This window comes from Agarivorans sp. 2_MG-2023 (assembly GCF_030548085.1).
In the GTDB taxonomy this organism is placed as follows: domain Bacteria; phylum Pseudomonadota; class Gammaproteobacteria; order Enterobacterales; family Celerinatantimonadaceae; genus Agarivorans.
This window is the reverse complement of the sequence record NZ_JAUORQ010000003.1, coordinates 358,467-374,774: the sequence shown is the minus strand read 5'-3', so window position 1 is coordinate 374,774 and position 16,308 is coordinate 358,467. Positions and strand designations below refer to the sequence as shown.

12 protein-coding genes are annotated in these 16,308 nt (G+C 46.2%); 5 read left to right on the top strand and 7 right to left on the bottom strand.

The window, feature by feature from the left end; all coding sequences use genetic code 11:
* Window positions 1-9 precede the first annotated feature (9 nt).
* Genes Q4549_RS06780 through Q4549_RS06760 form a run of 5 tightly spaced genes read left to right on the top strand, consistent with a single transcriptional unit; the run spans window position 10 to window position 7,743 of the window.
* Complete coding sequence (locus tag Q4549_RS06780) at window positions 10-1,398, top strand: TolC family protein (protein ID WP_303550474.1); 1,389 nt, start codon at window positions 10-12, stop codon at window positions 1,396-1,398.
* On the top strand, window positions 1,395-2,582 hold the full coding sequence (locus Q4549_RS06775; RefSeq protein ID WP_303550471.1) for an efflux RND transporter periplasmic adaptor subunit: 1,188 nt from the start codon (window positions 1,395-1,397) through the stop codon (window positions 2,580-2,582). The genes Q4549_RS06780 and Q4549_RS06775 overlap by 4 nt, the downstream gene beginning before the upstream one ends.
* Before the next feature lie 15 nt (window positions 2,583-2,597).
* Window positions 2,598-5,753, top strand: a complete 3,156-nt coding sequence (locus Q4549_RS06770; protein WP_303550468.1) for an efflux RND transporter permease subunit — start codon at window positions 2,598-2,600, stop codon at window positions 5,751-5,753.
* Between the two features lie 35 nt (window positions 5,754-5,788).
* Window positions 5,789-6,478, top strand: a complete 690-nt coding sequence (locus Q4549_RS06765) for a response regulator transcription factor (RefSeq protein WP_303550465.1) — start codon at window positions 5,789-5,791, stop codon at window positions 6,476-6,478.
* Window positions 6,475-7,743 carry a HAMP domain-containing sensor histidine kinase gene (locus Q4549_RS06760; protein WP_303550463.1) on the top strand — a complete coding sequence of 423 codons (1,269 nt, stop codon included), beginning with the start codon at window positions 6,475-6,477 and terminating at the stop codon, window positions 7,741-7,743. Before Q4549_RS06765 ends, Q4549_RS06760 begins: the two co-directional genes overlap by 4 nt.
* Window positions 7,744-7,819: 76 nt before the next feature.
* On the opposite strand, the gene Q4549_RS06755 is transcribed toward Q4549_RS06760, so the two are convergent.
* The 7 genes from Q4549_RS06755 to Q4549_RS06725 all read right to left on the bottom strand — a co-directional run bounded on the left by Q4549_RS06755 (window position 7,820) and on the right by Q4549_RS06725 (window position 16,072).
* Window positions 7,820-9,868 carry a methyl-accepting chemotaxis protein gene (locus Q4549_RS06755; protein ID WP_303550460.1) on the bottom strand — a complete coding sequence of 683 codons (2,049 nt, stop codon included), beginning with the start codon at window positions 9,866-9,868 and terminating at the stop codon, window positions 7,820-7,822.
* 148 nt (window positions 9,869-10,016) lie between these two features.
* On the bottom strand, window positions 10,017-10,925 hold the full coding sequence (locus Q4549_RS06750) for a DMT family transporter (protein WP_303550457.1): 909 nt from the start codon (window positions 10,923-10,925) through the stop codon (window positions 10,017-10,019).
* 132 nt (window positions 10,926-11,057) lie between these two features.
* Entirely contained in the window at window positions 11,058-11,693 is a 636-nt protein-coding gene (gene ribA, locus Q4549_RS06745; protein WP_303510369.1) for a GTP cyclohydrolase II, read from the bottom strand.
* A gap of 109 nt (window positions 11,694-11,802) precedes the next feature.
* Window positions 11,803-12,966: a BamA/TamA family outer membrane protein gene (locus tag Q4549_RS06740; RefSeq protein ID WP_303550454.1), complete on the bottom strand. Its 1,164-nt coding sequence runs from the start codon at window positions 12,964-12,966 to the stop codon at window positions 11,803-11,805.
* Window positions 12,967-14,268: a DUF4056 domain-containing protein gene (locus Q4549_RS06735; protein ID WP_303550451.1), complete on the bottom strand. Its 1,302-nt coding sequence runs from the start codon at window positions 14,266-14,268 to the stop codon at window positions 12,967-12,969.
* Window positions 14,268-15,197: an alpha/beta fold hydrolase gene (locus Q4549_RS06730; protein ID WP_303550448.1), complete on the bottom strand. Its 930-nt coding sequence runs from the start codon at window positions 15,195-15,197 to the stop codon at window positions 14,268-14,270. The genes Q4549_RS06735 and Q4549_RS06730 overlap by 1 nt, the downstream gene beginning before the upstream one ends.
* Entirely contained in the window at window positions 15,197-16,072 is an 876-nt protein-coding gene (locus Q4549_RS06725) for a virulence protein (protein WP_303510378.1), read from the bottom strand. The genes Q4549_RS06730 and Q4549_RS06725 overlap by 1 nt, the downstream gene beginning before the upstream one ends.
* Window positions 16,073-16,308: the final 236 nt, after the last annotated feature.

Sequence of the window (16,308 nt, the reverse complement as noted above, 5' to 3'; positions counted from 1 at the left end):
GATAACAAAATGTTTAGATATTCCATTATTACTTTAATACTTACTGGCGTGCTGGGTTGCGCTTCAACCAGTGACCTTGATTATGCCGCTCAAGCCAATGCTAGCAGTAACATTGCCATAGAGCAGCTTGTAGAGCAGGTGATTGCCGAGCGTGAAGTAAGGGCGAACCAACAAAACGGTGAAACGGCCAATTACCTTACCGACTTAGTGAGTATTCCAGCGCTGTCGCAGTACTTAGATATTGCGTTGGAAAACAATCCAAACCTGCAGCAAAGCATTGTCGCACTTAAGATTGCTTATGCACAGCAGGGTGTTACCGGGGCGGATAGAATGCCTACGGTGGATGCCTCGTTTGGTGCTGAAAATACTCAAAACACCGATCCAAGTTACAACGCAGACGTCACGGTAACCTGGGAGGTAGACCTATGGCAGAAGCTTGCCGACAGCAATAATGCTGCGATAAAAGATATTGCCGCCACTCAAGCCAGCCTGGATGCAACGCGAGACCTGCTTGCTGCAAACATTATGCGCGCTTGGTTAGATATTAGTGTTGACCAGCAACTACTACAGATTGAACAGCGCCGCTTAAGCATATTAGAAAACAACGAAACCCTAGTGCTAGATCGCTACCAAGTTGGTCTTGGCAGTTTGGAGGAGCTTGATAGCGCCAAAGCTAACACTGCTTCTACGCGCGCCACCGTGGCTAAGTATCAAGAAAATCTCGCCCAAAGTAAGCGCAGTTTATTACTGCAAACTGGTCAGTGGGATGCGGTGGCAAGCTCGCCGGAGGTGTCGAGTACTTTTCCTTCAGTGTTAAATCCTTTAGACAATTTGTCGGTACAAGATATGTCTGGCAGACCCGATTTACGCCAAGCCTTTTTTAATATTGAAGCCGACAGCTATCGCACTGATGCTGCCTATAAAGCGATGTTGCCGTCATTTAGTTTGTCGGCCAGTTTGAGCGATATTGCCGATTCTCCCAGCGACGCATTGTTCACTAACCCCGTGTGGGCGGTGTTAGGGCAGGTATCTGCACCTTTATTTCAAGGTGGGAAGCTAAAGTCACAAGCCGAAATAGCCGAGCTAAGCACCGAGCAAAGTTATTGGAACTACCAACAAACCTTACTGACCGCTGTGAACGAAGTTGAGAATGCCAGCGGCCAAGAATATGCCCTGGCTCAGCAACAAACGCATCTTAATAGTTCTCTTACTAGCGCCAAACGCAGTATCGAAAGTTACCAGCAAAAGTATCGCGAAGGCTTGGTCGATATTCTCGATCTGCTGATTGTTCAGCAACAAGCTTACGATATTGAGGCGCAGCTGGTTAGCACCACTCATCAACGATTAATTAACCGAATTGATTTAGGCCTAGCACTGGGCTTGGGAGTTTCCTCATGAAAAAAAATGCCATTACTTTAGCCATTACCTTAGCTGCGGCTGGCGCAATATTTGTGGTCGTGGGATACAACGGCAGCCAAATGGCACAAGCCAAGGGCATGCCGGGAAAACCCGCGCCGGCTCAAGAACATGTGGTTGAAGTTGGTGCGCCGGCTAGCGTAATCAATCTACCAGCTGTGTCAGTACAAGCCACAGGCACGGGAAGTTATCAAGCTGAAGTGATTGCATACGGTGAAACCAAATCACGTTTTGAGCTTGAATTTACCAGTGAAGTGAGTGGCCGAGTTGTGTGGCTAGCCGACAATTTTGAAACTGGCGAGGTGATAAAACAAGGCGCAGTGGTAGCTCAATTAGATGATAGCGCATACCAACAGGCGCTTACTCAAGCTAAAGCCGATGTCGCTGATGCGCGGTTAGCTTTGCTGGAAGAACAAAGACAAGGCGAGCAAGCTGAATCAGAGTGGTTGCGCTCGGGGCTGTCTGGCGAACCCGCTTCTCCCCTAGTGTTACGTAAACCCCAACTGGCCAGCGCTAAGGCTCAGCTGGTTAATGCTCAACAAGCGTTGGCAAGCGCCGAAAAAGATCTCGATGATACCAAGATCAAAGTGCCTTTTGATGCTCTGGTAGTGGTTCGAAATATTCAGCCTGGCAGTTACCTAACTGCTGGCAGCAATGTGGCTACGTTTTATAGCGTGGACCGGATTGAGGTAGAAGTGCCCTTGTCAGAGTCCCAGTGGGAAAACTTACCCAGCAATCAAGATTTTAGCCAATGGAATGTTGAGTTAAGTGATAGCAGTAGCTCACAAACTTGGGCTGCCACAGTAGTGCGCGCTTACCAACATTTAGACCACAATACTAGGCAGCGGTCTTTGATTGTTGCGGTAGATAAACCTTTAGAGCAAAACACTCCCTTGTTTGCCGGTACTTTTGTGCAAGCAACATTAAGTGGTTCAAACCTTGGCGGCTTATGGGAATTGCCCGCATCGGCTATCTCCCAGCAAGGAGACATTTGGCTGGTGGATGAACAAAACTTGCTGCAAAAAGCCACGGCCAAACCCGTCTTTGAGCGTCAAAACAAAGTCTATGTTAAGCCCTTGACCGATAAGGCCGTCGCGCAGGTGGTGATGCGACCACTGAGTAATTTCAATGTGGGTATGAAAGTTACCCCTTCAGAAGATAGCTAAGGTAGGGCAGTTTAGATGAGTAGTCATTCTCAACAACAAGGCGTTATTGCGTGGTTTGCCCGTAACTCTGTAGCAGCCAATCTGTTAATGATTGGCGTTATTTTAGTGGGTTTGTTTTCCATTAACTCGCTGCGCAAAGAGGCATTTCCTAGTTTGGAACCTGACGTTGTTTCGGTGTCGGTAACCTATGACAGTGGTGACCCTGTTCAGGCAGAAGAGGGGATTGCCATTAAAATCGAGGAGGCCTTAGAAACAGTATCAGGAATTAAACGCATTACCTCTACCTCCAGCGCTTCGGGTAGCCATGTATCGATTGAGAAACAGACAAATTATGACCTAGATGTATTGCTCAATGATGTGAAAACCAAAGTTGATGCGATTAATAACCTCCCCACCGAAGCGGATAACCCGGTGATTGATAAGGCGCGCAGGCAAGATCATGCTATTTGGATCCAGCTCTATGGTGATGCCGACCGAGCAACTTTGCAAAGCTTGGCGGAACAGCTTAAATCAGACTTGTTAAGCCAAAGCGCTATTAGCGATTTAGAGATTAAAGCCAAGCTTGACCCAATGGTATCGGTGGAAGTGAATGAAGCCATGTTACAGGCTTATGGCTTAACCCTTAGCGATGTATCAAATGCAATTAATGAAGAATCATCGAGTGCTATTTCTACTAGCTTACGCAACGGCGAAAAAACGGTTCGATTAAGTGTTTCTCAGCAAGCTTATGAATTAGCCGATTTTAAAGCGATCCCTATCTTAACCACCGCCAATGGCAGCCAGATTACCTTAGGTGATATTGCTACTTTGTCAGATACCTTTGAAGAAGATACTTTTAGCCTGTCTCGCTTCGACCAGCAAAATGCTATGGGTATTCAAGTGGTGATGGACGAACACAGCGACGTTGTAAACATTGTAGAGCAAGCGACTCAGGTGGTTGAACAATGGCGCAGTAGTAACTTATTGCCAGAGAATGTGGACATTGAATCGTGGTACGACAAAAGCACTCTCATTACAGAGCGCCTGTCGTTACTGGGCAAAAATGCATTAACTGGCATTGCCATGGTGTTTATTGTGCTGGCGCTATTTCTGAACTTTCGAGTGGCGTTTTGGGTGGCGGCCAGCTTACCGTTTGTATTTTTCGGTACTTTGTTTTTTATGACCGACACCTTTATGGGGTTGACCATCAATGAGATGACCACCTTTGGGTTTATTATGGCTTTAGGCATTGTAGTAGATGATGCAGTGGTTGTAGGAGAGAGTATTTATTCCACCCGCCGCGAACATGGCGACACCATCAACAATACTATTATCGGCACTAAGAAAGTGGCTGCACCCACTATTTTTGGGGTGTTGACCACAGTGGTTGCGTTTTTGTCTATTGCCGCGGTGGATGGAAAGATGGGCCAAGTTTATGCCCAGTTTGCCATGGTGGTCAGCATTTGTTTGCTACTGTCGTTGGTTGAATCTAAATGGATTCTTCCTAGTCATTTGGCTCATGTTAAAACCCAAGATACACCAAAGAAAAATCTGTGGTCTACCTTGCAAGGCGGCGCCGCTAATGGTTTGGAGTGGTTTAATCAACATGTTTACAGAAAAGTGATTACCCAAGCGCTTAATTTCCGCTATGCGGTGGTACTTGGTTTTATTGCATTGTTTATATTGGTGATTGGTATGCCAATGACCGGCGCGGTGCGAGTGGCATTTTTCCCTGATATTGCTGGCGATACAGTAAGCGCAGAAGTGCGAATGTATAACGATGCCAGTTTTGGTCAAACTCAAACAAATCTATTGGCCCTGGAAAAACACGCGGTAACCGTGGATGAGTTGCTTAGTACTCAACATTTACACAGTGAAGCGCCAGATACATATATTTCTAGCATCCAGGTGATCGCTGATGCTGATAAGTCGGGCACAGTGACCGTGGAACTGGCAACTGACGCCCCCTACAACGCTAATGAGTTTGCCGATTTATGGTTGGAAAAAGCCGGGCAATTAGAGGGCACAAAAAAACTCAAGGTATTGTCTGCAAAAGAGATGGTAGACAACTTTAAAGTTGAGTTAAAAGCCAGTGATGAAGCGGTTTTGTTGGCAGCGGGTAAGGACTTTAAACAAGCCTTAACAGGCATAGCAGGCGTGAGCGGAATTGACGATAACCTAGATCTAGGTGAGCCCCAGTATCGCTTTGAGTTAAGTGAGCAAGGTCGAGCATTGGGTATGGATACTGCCAGTTTATCGAAGCAGGTTCTGCAATCTTTTGGTGGCGATATTGTACAGCGTTTCCAGCGGGGTAAAGATGAAGTGAAAGTGCGTGTTCGCTACCCTGAAGAGCAGCGACAAACCTTGGCTGATATTAAGCAGTCTAGCGTTCGCACTGCCGATGGTGCAGTTGTACCATTAGTGAGCGTAGCAAATGTGTATTCCGATTATCAGCAGTCAGAGATTACGCGTATTGATAATTTACGCGCGGTATATATTACTGCCGTGGTAGATAAAGAGGTGATTTCATCTAATGAATTGGTGAACAGTTTAGAGCGTAGTTTGGCGCAGGAGTTACAAGCAAACTATCCCACACTTAAAATTGATTTTACTGGTGAAGCAGAGCAACAAAAAGAATCTACCGACTCTATGCAACATACCTTTGTATTAGCGTTGGTCGCTATATTTGCGCTACTGGCGATACCTTTAAAGTCTTATGTTCAGCCACTGATTATTATGGTGGTGATCCCCTTTGGTATTGTGGGTGCTATTCTTGGGCATTGGTTGAATGACCTAACAATCAGTATCTTATCTTTAAATGGTATTCTAGCCTTGAGTGGCGTAGTGGTGAACGACAGTTTGCTCTTGGTATCGCGCTTTAATGAGTTGCTTAGCCAAGGAAAATTGTCGGTACGCGAAGCCATTAGCCAAGCCTGTAGTGGGCGCTTACGCGCGGTATTGCTGACCTCTATTACTACTTTTGCTGGTTTAGCTCCATTGTTAAGCGAAACGTCGATGCAGGCTCAGTTCTTAATACCAGCCGCCGCTGCCTTGGGTTACGGTATCTTGTTTGCTACGGTAATAACCTTGATACTTACGCCTTCTATGTTGTTGATTCAACATGATGCTAATCAAGGCCTTGCTAAGCTTAAGGGGCTGGTGTTTAAGCAGGCTTTAGTGCCAGCCAATTAGTGGCTTAGGTAAAATGTTTTCGAGGAAGAGGGGCGATGAGTAAAATCAATTTGCAGTTTTTACTAGTGGAAGATGATCTAGATTTAGCCACGGCTGTTATTGATTATCTTGAACTCGAAGACATTTTATGTGACCACGCTTCAAATGGCTTGTTGGGATTGAATCTGATTCATCAACATCATTACGATGTGGTTATTTTGGATCTGAACCTTCCCAAGATGGATGGCTTAGAAGTGTGTGAAAAGCTTCGAAATCAAGGCCTTGATGTGCCTATTCTGATGTTAACCGCTCGAGATAGGCTCGACGACAAGTTAAAAGGCTTTTCAACTGGGGCTGATGACTACTTAGTTAAACCTTTTGCCATGGAAGAGCTAATAGCACGGGCGCGAGTATTGTCTCGGCGTCGCAGCGGAGAGGCGCACAAGCTAGTGGTAGCCGATTTGGAGTTGGATGTAAAAGCGCAAACAGCGGTTCGCAATCAACAGCTGTTGAAGCTCTCCCCAACCGGCATTAAATTGCTAACAGTACTGATGCGTGAAAGCCCTAATTTAGTCACTCGAGAGCGCTTGATACAAAGTGTATGGGGCGATGAACAACCAGACAGTAATAGCTTAAAAGTACATATGTTTAATCTACGGAAGGCGGTAGATAGCCAGGCTGAGATTAAACTCATCCATACAATATCTGGTCAGGGATTTGCGCTAAAACAGGAACAACCGCAGTGAAAATAAATACCAGCATACGGCTCTACGTTATTGGAGCGATGTTTGTCACTGGCTCGTTAGTTATTATTGCCATGTCGGGCGTGGCAGTAAGCTACTTTTTTTCTGGTATGGATGTGGCCATGACGGAGTTAATTCGCTCACAAGCTTTTGAGCATGAAGTGAGTGATAACCACCCCGTTAACATGCAAGAACTTAGCATTGCCACGCGTTGGCAAGATCTCCCAGAAGACATTCAAAGCAGAATTGACCCCAGCGAAATCGAGCTTGGTCAGTTGAGTAAATTTATCGACGGCGTACCATTAATTTCGCCACCTAAAGCAGGCTATTTTGTTCTCAAGCTAGAGCGAGAGGGGGAAACCCGCTTCGCCTCGATAGTGTTGACCGAAGCCAGGCCTAGGCATCATGGAGAGCGCAAGTTACCAAATTTTTTCTACATTATATTCTATGCGCTGGCGGCGATTGTAATATTTGCAGGGATACTGATTATTCTCGCTTATCGTGTGTCTACACCAATACGATCGTTACGAGATTGGGCTAAGGGGCTTAACCAAGAGCAACTCAAACAGCCATTGCCTAGCTTTACCTACAGTGAGCTAGATGCTTTAGCTCAGATTATTCAGTCTAGCTTGAGTTCAGTGCAAGACAGTTTAGACAGAGAGCAGCGCTTTTTGGGTTACGCTAGTCATGAATTACGCACCCCTATTGCGGTAACGCGCAGTAACGCTGAGCTATTAGGCAAGATGATCGAACGTGATATTGACCCCTGTAAGCAGCAAGAGGTGCTGCGAAGAATAGAGCGTGCGGCGTTAACCATGACTAATTTAACCGACACTTTGTTGTGGCTAAATCGTCAAGAAGATAAAGCGCTACCGCAAGATGAAGTGCTACTAGGTGAATTGATAGAGCAAATAAATGGGGAGTTGAGTTATTTGCTGGTGGGTAAAGAGGTGAGCGTACACTTAGCGATAGATGCTACGCCAATCTCCTTGCCAATGGGCTTATGTAGAATTGTCATTAGCAACCTTATTCGTAATGCATTTCAACATACTTATTCAGGAGAAGTTAAGATTGAACAGCAGCAAGAAAAGCTGGTGATCATCAACCACAACTTGTCTGATGATACGCATAATGATGATTTGGGTTTTGGGCTGGGCTTAGAGCTAACCGAGCGCTTGATGAAGCAATATGGTTGGTACTATTTAAATCACGCTACAACTAATGGGCGAAGAGTTGAAGTGCACTTTAGTTCTTCTTCATGCTGCTAGTTTAGGTGTTGGCTCGTTTATAAACAAAACCCGCTAACTAGCGGGTTTTATCGTTTCTAGATGGGCAATTAATAGATTATGAGCTGTATTGCACTGCGTTGGTATGTGGGTCTACATAACTGTCTTTAGCTGCAGTCAATTCAAAGTTACTCTTACGGCCGTGCTCTTCAAATATTTCTTCTAAGGCGAGTTTCTGTTGGGCATTGGTTTGCTCAAATCGTATATGCAGTTGTAGTTTCTGCTGCCCTTTTGTGGTTTTCTTCTCGATAATTTGACCGGCAATATCAAACTGTTTATTGCGGCCTTTGTGCAGATACGACAGGTTTAACACCAAGGGCTGATTGCTTTGTATTGGCAAATTACTTGGCACAATAACGCTTACACCACCTAGGCTGATGTCTTGGGTTAAGCCTTGCGCCCGCTCTCGGCCTTGAGTCATTGTAAAATGCAAGCCAGTAGGTACTCGGGGGTGGCTGCGTTTCTCGTCTTGCTGTTTGGTTTCAGCTTTTAAGTTTGCATCTAACGAGAAGCGTTGCAGTAAATCGGTAACATTGTTCGCCACTTTGGCTAGTTGACCAGCTACCAAGGCAGACGTTTCTGACTTGTTGTGGCTTTCTTCGATGATTTCCTGCAGATCACTTTGAGTCTGCTTAAGAATACCTAATTGCTGGTTTTGGTTCTCAACTTGTTCATCAATGTTTTGCTGAGCCTCGGCCACCAACTGAATCTTCTCTGTCACCTCAATAATGCCTTGCTCGGTTTGTTGAGAGGTTTCGCGGCTCTGTTCCACCTTGCTGGTCACTTCACCCATGCTATTAACCACTTGTTTAACACCCTCTGTAAGCTGGGTAATAAGCTTAGAAATTTCATTGGTAGAGCTGCCTGTTCGCGCGGCTAAATTGCGTACTTCGTCAGCCACAACCGCAAAGCCTCGGCCTTGTTCGCCAGCTCGTGCGGCCTCAATGGCGGCATTTAAAGCCAGTAAGTTAGTTTGGTCTGCAATGCCTCGAATAGAATCTACAATGCCGTACACTTCTTCGGCGGTGCCACTTAGCTCTTGAATAAAACTACTGGCTCGCGTGGTTTCTTCAGAAGTGGTGGTCATCATCGAGATGTTTTGTCCCACGAGTGCAGAGGCGTTAGTGGACAGCTGATTACACTGAGTGACCATGGTTAGGGTTTCGGCGGCAATTTCACTGAGGCGTGATGTTGATTCTTCAAGTGTTTGCGAATTTTCATACATGTTACTAAAGCGCTGTTGTTCGTTTCTATTCGCTTGGCTTATTTGGGTAGATAGCTCTGATACTTGGTTAGATGACAAATTAATATTGCTAGAGGCTTGTTGAATTTCACCTAGCGCTTCTTGCAGTGACTGGCGCATCAACTCAATGTGATGGGCTAACATTCCAAGCTCATTTTTGCTGATGATATTGTTCAGCTCAGGATCCGATTTTAAGTCGCCGCGGCTAATTTTTCGACTAATAGCGACTAAGGAGTTTACCGGAACGGTGGTATCTCTAATCACAACCCACGCCACTATTGAACTCAACAACACCATGACTAGCGCCAGACCAATGCTGTTGTTCACTAGACTATTGAGTTTGTGTTCAGCGTAATCGGCGTAAATCAATACGGCTTTGTTCATTGCAGCCATGCTTTTATGGTTGGCTGCAAGAAAGGCTTCGGCATTTTGCGTTGAGGGATTTTGTTGCAAGCTGGCGGCAGCACTAAGCTGCGTTTTCCATAAAGAATCAACTTGGCGTAGCTGGTCAACAAACGGCTGGTGGTTAGGCCGAGGCAGCTCTATTGCGCTTGTCATACCTATATCGGAGAAGGTTCGGCCACCTTGTTGCAAGGCTTTAAGTGATTGTTGATAAAGGGCCACGGTTTTGTCTGCGGCCAATAAACCGGGTAACTGTTGGTCTTTTTGAGTGCTTCTAAACAACTCTTCAGCAGAGAATTTTTTGGTTAGCATTCGCTGGCGACCAGCAACATTCACTATTAAGGCGTCTGCGTGATTTTGTTTTAGTGAACTGGTCACTAGAATCACTTCACCTAACATGGCTGCAGCGAGTAGCACTGGCAATACAAATAATTTCTTGCGAATCGAGATCGAGCTAAGCATAGTTGCTATCCCTGCAAATTAATAACTTAGTCATTATAGTGCATCTTATTCATAATATTAATAATACTATCGGATAGCATGACCTTACTCACTGCGCTGCTTGGCAACAGCTCAGTTTAACGCCATGCAAAGGGTGCAGATTCTTCGGTTAGCTCACTTTTGCTTGCTTGGCTCGTAATAGGTGCAAGGGATTGCCTTTAGTAAAGACCAACAAGTTACCCAGCAACACAGTAGCCACACCCATTAGCGCAACGGGTGTCCATTGGTAGCCTTCAAACAGGGTGGATAAACCCAAGGCAACCACTGGAAACAAAACCGTAGCATAGGCGGCTTTTTGTGGCCCTAGGCGGCCCACTAGCACTAAGTAAAAGCTAAACCCAAGTACTGAACCTACAATGGCGAGATATAGCAAACTACCTAGGTACAAGGGCTCGGTGCTAAAAGCAAAATCTTCACCACTGAACAACCCCCATAACAGCAACAACATTGCACCGTAAGCCATGCCATAACCATTCACCGACAATACCGACAGGCCTTGTTTTTGTTGCTTAGCCGACAGCATATTGCCTAAGGAGAAACAGTAAGTGCCCGCTAGAGCCATTAATAAGCCCATGAGTTGTTGGCTGGCGGTATCACTTTGGCGCATATCTGGGTAGAACAGCAATACAATGCCGCTAATGCCTAGTACCCCGCCACTGATTAAACGTAAGCTGGGCTTTTGGCCATGAAATAGCCAGCTATTGGCCATGTTCATAATGGTCGCAATAGAGAAAATAATGGAGATGAGCCCACTAGGGATGTATTGAGCTGCGTGGTAAAACAACATGAAGTTACAGCTAAACAAGCATAAACCCAGCAGTAAACAGCTTAGGTGCTGTTTAAGGTTAAGTGATTGTAAGCGGCGGCTTAATATTAGAAACACCATTAATACCAACGCGGCAATGGCAAAACGGTACATAATGGAGTTTGCGATGGGAACATCGCCAATTTGATAGGCAATGGCTAACCAAGTGGTGCCCCAAATAAACACTGTGGCGATGTAGATAAACGCAATCATGCCAACACTCCTTGTTCACTCGTTAAACGAGAATGACTAAAAGTGTAGTGTCTCAAGCTTAGGCTGAGAAGTATTACAAACGCTTGCTATGAATGGCGCTTTTTATAGATTCTTGCGGTTTACTTAGAAACGTTAAGAAGACAAGATGTCTTTGGTTAGCTTTAAGCGGTGTTTGCCACGGCTAGCTTTGGTTTCTAGGTAGTAGTGGTTGTCTACTTTACGGTAAACACCAGTGCTTTCTAGCTCGGTAACCTTAATGCCATTTTCTTCAAGCGCGGTTTGTTTACGCGGATTGTTACTCAACAACTTAAGCTGCGACACGCCCATTGCTTTAAGCATTTGTGCGGCTTCGCTAAAGTCACGTAGGTCGTCGTCAAAACCCAGTTGGTTATTGGCTGAGTAGGTGTCTATGCCTTTGATCTGTAATTGATAAGCATCTAGCTTGTTGTATAAACCAATGCCGCGGCCTTCTTGGCGCATATATAAAATAATGCCGCCTTGTTCAGCCATTTTCTCAATGGCTTCATTGAGCTGCTCACCACAATCACACCGTGATGAACCAAATACATCACCGGTTAAACACTCTGAATGAATACGTACTAAAGGTGTGGTTTGTTGGCTATCGGCATTTTTGAAAACCAAGGCTACGTGTTCTTTGTCGCTATTAAGTGCGGTAAATGACAGCATTTCAGCAGGAATATCACTACGTCGGCCCACCTGAAAGGGGACTCGAGTGCGAATACTGCTAGGGTTTTCTGATTGCTTCATTTATGCGCTCCATTACAACTGCCTATGGCGAGGGCGAAGTGTATAAATTCATTATACCAAATGCAAAGCATTCCTAAGTGGAAAACTCCTCGCCCTAATTTAAGTTGATTTAAAATGCCTCGTCTACGTTGAAATAGAAGCCTCTTTCACCGTCGCCAAAGCCCATATCTAAGCGCAAGTTAACGCGGCTTTTTACTTCAAAGCGATAACCAAAACCTGCGTTTGGTAAGATTTCTTGGGAGCTGAACTGTTCAACCTCTGGCGCTACTGCGCCTGCACCGAGCCAAAATACCATGCCATGTCGGCCGGGCAGGTCCCAACGGTATTCGGCTTGGCTCATGAGCATTTGTTTGTCGCGATAGCGGCCAGTGGCATAGCCGCGCAGGGCTGAACCGCCACCCACAGTAGACAACATATGCCAAGGCACGTCACCGTTGGTGAAGCGGCTTTTAAATTGCCAAGCAAATACGCTATCCCTTGGGCCCATCTGCAGGTATTCGCTGTAGTTAAGGTTTAAGGTGCGAAAACTTTCACTGCTGCCAAAAGAAGGGTGGTAAAAGCCAGCATCTAGTTCTATCAAGCGCCCGTTGTAAGGATTCCTCACCACGTCGCGCGTATCGTAGTTGCCTTTAAAGGTTAACCCCACCGCAGTGGAACTTTCATCAAGTATCGAGCTATCAACCAAGCTATCGTTGGTCTCAATGTTATTGGCCTTGGCGTAACTAAAATCAAAGCCGCCACCAATAAATGAGGAATCCGCCACTCGTTTTAACAAGGTGGGGCGCATTGAAAACTGACGATGATTGAAGTCGACCTTGTTATCACTTTGGTGATTTTCTTGATAACCCACACCATAAAACACGTCGGGAGCGTCAGCGATTTCTGCATCGACATAGAGCCGCCATTGGTCTTCTTTTAAGAAGCTGCGATTATCAATCACCACGCCGATAGAACCGTTTATTGAGGCAAAGCCGTTAATCACCAATGACGAGGTTTGGCTAACCTGATCATCTTTATCGACTTGATATAAACCAATTGCCGATATCCCCACACCCAAAGACATTTCTGGGTTGTAAAAGGGACCTGGCAACACGCTAAAGTCGATGGGTTTAGTGTCGTCATAACCGCCATCTGCGCCAAGTTTATCCAATATATTGTCTACCCAACTAGGCTCGCTATTGTCTTGTTCGCTGGGTTCCTGCATCTCTGAAGCGCTTACCATACCAGTAAAGCCGAATAAGACACTTAGCGTTAGATTACGCAATGGCTTCATTTAGTTGACGGTTCCTTGGTCGAAGTGAGTTTGTAGCTCTATTTCATCCTGTAGCTGATTAAAATGACTAATCGCTAAAAATTTACGGTTACTAAAGCCACTTTGCCAAAGATGTTTAGGAATATGGCTAAAGCTACCTTGAAATTTGGGCGCCACTGTTAGCCACTGCTGAGCAACCCCGGCTAAATCAATACCATAAACCGTGGCTGGCAGTGAAAGAGGTAAGGGGCTTAAGCGCTTAGCGTAAAGAGGCGCTAATAGTGGCCAGCTTTCATCCGCTTGGGCTAAGGCCTGTGGCACGATGTAAGGCGCTTGTTGCTTGCCCAATTGGTAGTGACGTTTTAACAGCATAAATTTACTGGGTAGGGCGATGTTTGAGTCCCACCAATGTCCATCTATAGCATCAAAAAAGGCATTGGTTTGCGCTTTAGAAACCGGGTGTAACTGGATAATAGAGGCCGATAGCCATTGTGTCATGTGCTGGTTGTATAGCTCGCGACTCATGACTAGGTTGTTCATTATCAAGGCCAAACCTATTTTAGCGCCAAGCATATTCGAATAAAGATCTTCGGGTGAGTAGGCAGACACCGTTTCAGACCACGGTTTCCAGCTGCGATAGCCATGCCATTGAGCAATCTCATGGGCTTCTGCCATTGAGTAAGCCATACGAGCCGCCAGCTGTGCCGCTAGCTCTAGGCGTTGCTGTGGACTTAGCTGGTCGATTGAAAAAGCCTGGAAACGTAACTCACGAGGGCCAATCTCAGGCGGCAGCTCAATACTAAAAGCTTGGCCAAGCTGCGGGTAAATGCGTTGGAACAGCGCCACGGTGTTGTCGGCGGTATCTCGCACGTGCGCTAAGTCAATAAAACCGCCGCGTAGGGTATAGATTTGGCCGTTGTTTTCACCGTGTCTGCGGCCGTTAGGCTCGCCACGTTGCAAGCTCCAAGTACCGGCCTCGTATGCATGTGGGCCTATTTCATCCAGCGATAAAGTATTGGCGTAGCGAAACATAGGCACTTGTATACTGCCTACTTTCACTTTGTGGTTATTGCCAAATGCGCAGCAGGGGCGCACGTCTTCAGGCATTCTCGCTAAGCTAAATTGCAGAGGCGTTTGCTGGCTAAGTACCACCATATCTGGCTGTTCAGTTAAGGCTGCAGCTACGGCATCATCACTAGGGTGGTTGCGGCTTTGCCAGTCGCTAGACGAGCAAGCGCTAAGCGTACTCAACAAGAGCAAAGTAATCAGTGTTGTAAGGCGCTGCTGGGCTGCGATGGCAAGCCTATTAATAAAGTTTGGCATTATTGAATAAATAACTCGATAGCTTGGCTAACTGTGGCAGGGTGCTCATTGCTAATGTTATGAGGCGCTTCAGGTATCACCACCATGGGTGCATCCAAATAGCGGGATAATTGCTTGCCTTGCTCCAACGGAAATACCCGGTCATTTTCACCCCAAACTAATAGGGTGGGTGGCATTAATTTGGGATCGACTTGCGGCGCGAGCTGATCGCGATAGCTGGGTAAGCTATCAATCAGTTGGCGCTTTTGCTCTTGCCAAAGGGCGAAATAGCGTTGATAGATTTGCTCATCAATGGCGTGTGGCAATGGAGGAAAACGGGTGAATACGCCTTCGAATAGGTGGCGCATTTGTTGGCGGTTTTCCGGCACAAAAATGTCTGCTGGTTGCTCGCGGTCAAAACGTTGGCTTAACTCTGCTAAGTTTTGGTCACTAATAAAAGTGCCAGGGCTGGCAAGTATTACCGCTTTTTCTATGCCTTGCTGGTTTGCCATCATGTCGTAAGCCACTAAGCCGCCGTAGGAAATGCCTACCAAGCTGTAGTGTTCAACCCGCAGCTGGCTGAGCAGTTGATTTACTGCTGCGCGCTGGGTGGTGATGTTAGCGCTGCCTTGGCTGAATGAGTCACCAAACCATGCTAAATCGGGAGCAATAATGGTGTAGTGCTGGCTAAGCTCTAGCATCATGGGTAGCCAAGTGGTAGTAGCGGTGCCGCCAAAACCATGCAGCATCACTAAGGATTTACCCTGACCGCCCACCCAGTAACGCAGTTCTCCGCCTTCGGCTAGGTGTAGCTCACTTTGGGTGAATCCCGCCTTGTTAAGCTGTGAGTTGTCAAGTTGCTCTTTCACTGACAAAGCCGAGCAGCCGCTCAAGCTCACTGCCAGCAATACAGTGAGTAACCAGAGTTTTAGCTGAGCTAAGTATGTCACTAGAAACGGTATCCTAAGCCCAACATAAAGCTACTGCGCTTGCCAAAACCGACTTCGAGTAAGGCATCAACATGTTCTGTGAGTGACATTTGGCCACCAATCAGTGCATTCCAACGCTCTTCTAAGTGCTGGGTTACGGTAAATTTACCGCCAGAGGGCAGTGGCGGTGGCAGGTTAATGCCTATGTCATCTAAGTTACCGCTAAAGGTTTGCTCTACGTTTTGATACATTGCGCCACCCCAAACCTGGATGTCGCGGCCGCCAGTTTCCCAGCGATAGCCCACCCGTGGAGTCACTACAATAGTGCTAATCTCACCGTCAAGTATGTCTAGATCGGTATTGGTGTAGTTCACATCGAGTAAGGCAAACCAATTGTCTATACCACCAACCAAGGTGGTACCTGCGCCATAGGTAATACCACTAAACTCAAGATTAAAATCAAAGGCCGGGCCGATAGGATTTCCTGCCAGATTCACCTGTACGTTGGCAACACTGCTGCCTTTGGTTTGGCCTAATAGCCCATATACATTGAGAAATGGCAGTACCCAAACATCACCACGTAGGGTGAGCGTTTCCGATTCTTGAATAGCGTGGCTACCATCAACGCCCACTAAGTTATCAATAACATCACCTAAACCAGAAAACGCGACACTATCTACTATTAGTGGCTGCGACATGCTCATGTAATTAATGCTAAAGCCATAAGGCTTTGGCAATTTATGACCTAAATCGATGGCTTCTTGCGCCCAAATAGGAAAGTAAGCATCGTATTGCTCGGCTTCAGGAGTGGGTTCTAACACGCTTTCCGCAACGCTTAGCAATGGGGATAACAAGGCCGCAGCAATAAGGCTGCGCAACAAGTTGAGCATTTTCATTTACAAGTGAGTCTCAAATAACACGTTAATAAAACTAAGCAGCGATCGCCAAAGTCACCTTGCGAGCAAAGTGTTTACGTCCGTGTTGTTTGGAGGGTGGTGCGTTGATAGGTTCGCGCACAACAGATCCTGAAAGGCTTACAGGTTCTTTGCTTAAAAATAAGTCGGCAAATGGTATTTAAGTTCAAATCCGATTGCAAGTAATTACTCTAATTGTTGGTTTTGCATTCTTGGCG